Origin of the sequence: Lysobacter spongiicola DSM 21749 (assembly GCF_900167055.1) — a bacterium.
GTDB lineage: Bacteria > Pseudomonadota > Gammaproteobacteria > Xanthomonadales > Xanthomonadaceae > Novilysobacter > Novilysobacter spongiicola.
Map to the genome: position 1 here is coordinate 1 of NZ_FUXP01000025.1, position 2,692 is coordinate 2,692.

Annotated in this window: 2 protein-coding genes; both read right to left on the reverse strand. The window is 57.4% G+C overall.

All coding sequences use genetic code 11. The features are described from left to right. Window positions 1–89: 89 nt before the first annotated feature. Window positions 90–497, reverse strand: coding sequence for a PH domain-containing protein (locus tag B5D37_RS14490; RefSeq protein WP_078759442.1), 408 nt, complete (start codon window positions 495–497; stop codon window positions 90–92). Window positions 498–1,357: 860 nt separating this feature from the next. Continuing rightward, a complete protein-coding gene (locus B5D37_RS14495; protein WP_078759443.1) occupies window positions 1,358–1,750 on the reverse strand; it encodes a hypothetical protein in 393 nt (130 codons plus the stop codon). Window positions 1,751–2,692: the final 942 nt, after the last annotated feature.

Consider the following 2,692-nt stretch of genomic DNA (forward strand, 5'->3'; position numbering starts at 1 on the left):
AGCCGACTTGCGTAGTGGAGCCAAAGCCATGGCAAGCTCTTTCTGCCATGGCTTTGGTGTAACGAAGCAAGTTCGGCTTGAACGAATTGTTAGGCCGCACCGCGACGGGCAGCCTCAATATCCCGGATGAACTGTTCCTTGTTACATGGGGAAATCATGAGCGACCTTCCCGAGCCGTAGCCTATACGCAGCCGGTCTAATGAAAGCGCTGGGCTGGAGAGCGGGTTGGAACTGGGCGTAATGCTGGTGATGTCCGCTACCTTGATGTGCCACTTGAACGGGCCGCTTTGTACCTTTAGCTGATGGGGCTCCAACGTGTAGCGTGTTGAAAGTAACAGCCAGACTGGCAGGCCGACACCGATGACAGCGATGAACGCGGCCACCGGCGGGGACCCGGCAGACAAGGTTGCGATAGCAGCGAAAAGCGACACCGCAATCGCAACCACGAGAACAGCAAGCAACCACGCGTCAGTTTTTGATTTGTAAACGATCGCCATAGCCTTCCTTTGCGGCCTAACATCTGAATTAAGCCGCGCCGCGAAGTGGCGTCGGCTTGAATGAATTGTTAGGGCGCACAACGACTGTTGAGGGAGTACTCCGAGACGCCCTGTCCATTGAAGCTTATCTCCTCGGAATGAGCGCAGCCGTCAGCCTTGACCTCTAAACTGCACGATGTCACGGGTGTTTCCAAGGATGCGCACTTGAACCCAATCGTCGTTAGACGTTGCTGCATGGAGGCTTGGAAGTTGCTTGTTCTTTGAGATTCGTTCAGTGCATCCCAAGTCGCGGAGTTGTCATAGCTATCAACACTTCTGCTACACGCAGCAAGATTGAACACAAGAAATGCCGCCAGTATTGTCCTTTTCACTCAGTTCTCCTGCGAAGTAAAATGCGCCCTAACACCGGAATTAAGCCGACCCACAACGCGTGAGCCGGGAGTTGAACTGAAGCCCCAGCAGCGACTATGCCTGCAAATGGGACGAAGTGGGTTCGGCTTGAATGACCTGTTAGGCGATGCTGTCCTGGGTGCCTATGGAACTGCCATCACCACGCCGCCGCCCAGCCAGCTATGGCCCTGACCATCTAAGCAGACGGATCTACTGGGGCTGATCGGGAGTCACAGAAGCCGGCTCCTCTAGGTGGCAGCTTACGCAGATGGGGTCATCCACGATGATGGCAGGCTCTTTCGGCGGCGGAGGCGACGGGTCACGCGGTGCAGTACTGCAGCCAACAGAGACCAGTAGTGCGAGGACCAAGAGCTTGGGCGGCAAGGTTTTACTCCGGCTCCGGCTCATCGTCTAACACTTGAATTAAGCCGCGCCGCGAAGCGGCGTCGGCTTGAATGAACTGTTAGGCTTCACGCCCGGCCACCCTGCATATGCTCTCGGAAGCCTTGCGTGGCCTCCGAGGTGAGAGCTGAAAGTTCTGTCTCATGAACATGGACAGCGGTGATTCCGCGGCGCTTGGCCTCCGAGGGGAACGTAGTTTGGAATTGCCCCTTCGGGAGCAGAAGGGTGGCGGGGGTGCCGCCGCTGCGCTCCGAGCATGAATTGAACAATTTACGCACTTCAAACACGGAAGGCTCGGCCTGCGCGACAGAGACGAAAGCAGTGCCAAAGATGAAGCCGCTTGCAGCGTCCATGAGTGCGATGCAATTGAAATCTCCGTCTTGCTCTGTGCGAACGGGCGCATCATTGAGTTGGAACACAACCCAAGCCTCGTCTTCTTCAAATTGGTTGGGTTTTAGCATGAACTTTCCATGTGAAGCCTAACACCGGAATTAAGCCGACCCACAACGCGTGAGCCGGAGTTGGACCGCCGCCTCAGCAGCGACATGCCTGCAACCAAGACGAAGTGGGTTCGGCTTGAATGATTGGTTAGGCACTGGGCTGAGTGGGTGCCCGGCGCCCTCTGCGGAACAGTAACGCACCGGCCAGCCCGAGATACAGCGCTGCGGCCCCCACGAGCCATTCAGTGTGACCAAAGAACCATAAGCTGGAAGTGCCGCCGGCAAGAACAACCGACAAGACAGGGACGGCCGCCCAGGCAAAAGTAAGCAGTACGCAAAGCGCAACAACTACGAGAATCCAGAAGAAGCCGACCGCAGTCAATTGCATTACGCGCCTCACGGGATCCTCCAGCTGCTGATTGGGCTTTCGTGCGCCAAGGGAGTCACTATCTGGCCTAACACCGGAATTAAGCCGACCCACAACGCGTGAGCCGGGAGTTGGACGATGCCCGAGCAGCGAACATGCCTGAAACTAAGACGAAGTGGGTTCGGCTTGAATGACCTGTTAGGCGGTGCTGCCTTGGGTGCTGGCCGACCCGCCAACATCAAACCCTCAGCCCCGCCACCAGCCGAAACAGTACCAGCCCGAGCGGACCGGCGCCTTACCCGGAAACTACAGGGCGACATGCGGCCGAAGATGGCTCCGAAATCATTGAGCCGACCTGCCGGAACGACAGACCGCCCGGCGCGACGTGGTTGCCGAAGGAGATCAGCCGGAGCTAGCGCGGGATGAGCACGAGTCACACTGTCAGCCGCAACGCGAGTGTCCGAAGAAGCGAGCCAATGCAGAGCTCACCAGCAGCAGCCGCCTAACGCCTGAGTTAAGCCGACTTGCGTAGTGGAGCCAAAGCCATGGCAAGCTCTTTCTGCCATGGCTTTGGTGTAACGAAGCAAGTTCGGCTT

Coding starts and splice junctions, on each gene's coding strand:
- B5D37_RS14490 (WP_078759442.1), bottom strand. CDS start 497: ATGGCGATCGTTTACAAATCAAAAACTGACGCGTGGTTGCTTGCTGTT.
- B5D37_RS14495 (WP_078759443.1), bottom strand. CDS start 1,750: ATGCTAAAACCCAACCAATTTGAAGAAGACGAGGCTTGGGTTGTGTTC.